This window comes from Dietzia sp. UBA5065, from assembly GCA_002415925.1.
Classification (GTDB): domain Bacteria; phylum Actinomycetota; class Actinomycetes; order Mycobacteriales; family Mycobacteriaceae; genus Dietzia.
The window spans coordinates 3,550-5,157 of sequence record DIAZ01000049.1 but is presented as its reverse complement, the minus strand read 5'-3'; the positions used below and the strand labels follow the sequence as shown (position 1 = coordinate 5,157).

Genomic DNA, 1,608 nt, shown 5'->3' with positions numbered 1-1,608 from the left:
CTGTGGCTCGAGGACGGCGGCGTGTACGTGGTGGCCGGCATCCGCGGCGGCGGCGAGTACGGGCCCGGCTGGCACCGGGCGGCGGTCCGCGAGAACCGGCCCCGCGCCTTCGAGGACTTCGCGGCCGTCGCCCGCGCGCTCGTCGACACCGGGGTCACCACGCGGGACCAGCTGGGCGCCACGGGCGGATCCAACGGCGGGCTGCTCATGGGCGTCATGCTCACCCGCTACCCGGAGCTCTTCGGGGCGCTGGCGATCGCGGTGCCGCTGCTGGACATGAAGCGGTACCACCTGCTGCTGGCGGGAGCGTCGTGGATGGCCGAGTACGGCGACCCGGACTCGGCGGACTGGGAGGACTTCCTGGGGCACTACTCGCCCTACCAGCACGTCCGCCCGGCCACGGAGGTCCGCTATCCGCCGGTCCTCATGACCACCTCCACCCGGGACGACCGCGTGCACCCGGGCCACGCCCGCAAGATGACGGCCGCCCTGGAGGCCGCCGGCCACGAGGTGGCGTACTACGAGAACACGGAGGGTGGCCACGCCGGCGCGGCCGACAACTCGCAGGAGGCCCGGAAGGCGGTCCTCACCTACGAGTTCTTCCGGCGTCGTCTCCCTCGTCGTCGTCCCGGGACGGACTGACGGGCACCTCGCGGTCCATCCACGCGAGCACCCGGGCGACCACCGCGGCGGGCGTGCGCGCCCACGTGTTGTGGCCGAGCGGCACCGGCTCCACCTCCAGGCTCGTCCTGGCACCGGGGAGCATGGCCAGCAGTCCGCGCGCGGCGCTCTCGGGCGCCAGTGGGTCGTGCGCGATCACCACCGACAGCACGGGGACCTCGACGCGGGTCAGGCCTGCCAGGTAGTCCAGGTCCGCGCGCGCCGGTTGCATGACGCCGGTGGCCGCGAGCCGGGACCAGTCGCGCACCCGGTCGGCCGGGAGCCGGCCCTCGGCGCCGAAGAACCCACCCGGGACGTGACCGGCCAGCCGTCCCACGACAGGCAGCACCACCGAGCCGAACCGCAGCTTGCGACCCACCGGCCGCGGGAAACCGCGGTGGAACGGCGACTGGGCTGCCACCGCGACCAGCCCTGCGACGCGCGGGTCGCGGCGCGCCAGGTGGTAGACGCCGATCTGGGCGCCCATGCTGTGGCCGAGCAGGATCACGCGCCGGTCGCCGAGGGCCCGGCGCATGGCGTCCAGGGCCAACGGGACGTCCTCGGCGGCGCTCTCGTGGTACCCGGCGACCCCGCCGCGGCCGATCCGGTGGGTGCTCTCGCCCTGGCCGCGCAGCTCGGTGATCGCCACGTCCACGCCCTCCGCGGCGAGCGCGCGGGCCAGGGGGAGGTAGTAGCGGGCGCCGACGGCGATGCCGGGCAGGACCAGGATCGCGGGCCGGCGCTCGTCCCGCCGGTCGGACTCCACGAGCAGCAGCGGGCTCGTGCTGCCGTCGGCGTGGCGGAGTTCGATCCGGCGCGGATCATCGGTCTTGGTCATGCGTACAGGATGCCGGACGCCCCTCCCCGCTCGGCGGAGGCCCCCACCGGACCGTCGCCCGACGGCGACGGACCCCGCCCCACGCAGGTGGTGGGACGGGGTCCGTCGGT

General features: G+C 75.2%; 2 protein-coding genes. One reads left to right on the top strand and one right to left on the bottom strand.

The window, feature by feature from the left end; genetic code table 11:
• Window positions 1–642: prolyl oligopeptidase family serine peptidase (locus tag B4M60_RS03645; RefSeq protein ID WP_291080378.1), on the top strand; the 642-nt coding region annotated here is incomplete at its 5' end.
• Here the strand turns inward: B4M60_RS03645 and B4M60_RS03640 are convergent.
• Window positions 587–1,498: an alpha/beta fold hydrolase gene (locus tag B4M60_RS03640; RefSeq protein WP_291080376.1), complete on the bottom strand. Its 912-nt coding sequence runs from the start codon at window positions 1,496–1,498 to the stop codon at window positions 587–589. The genes B4M60_RS03645 and B4M60_RS03640 overlap by 56 nt on opposite strands.
• Between the last annotated feature and the right edge of the window lie 110 nt (window positions 1,499–1,608).

Coding starts and splice junctions, on each gene's coding strand:
- B4M60_RS03640 (WP_291080376.1), bottom strand. CDS start 1,498: ATGACCAAGACCGATGATCCGCGCCGGATCGAACTCCGCCACGCCGAC.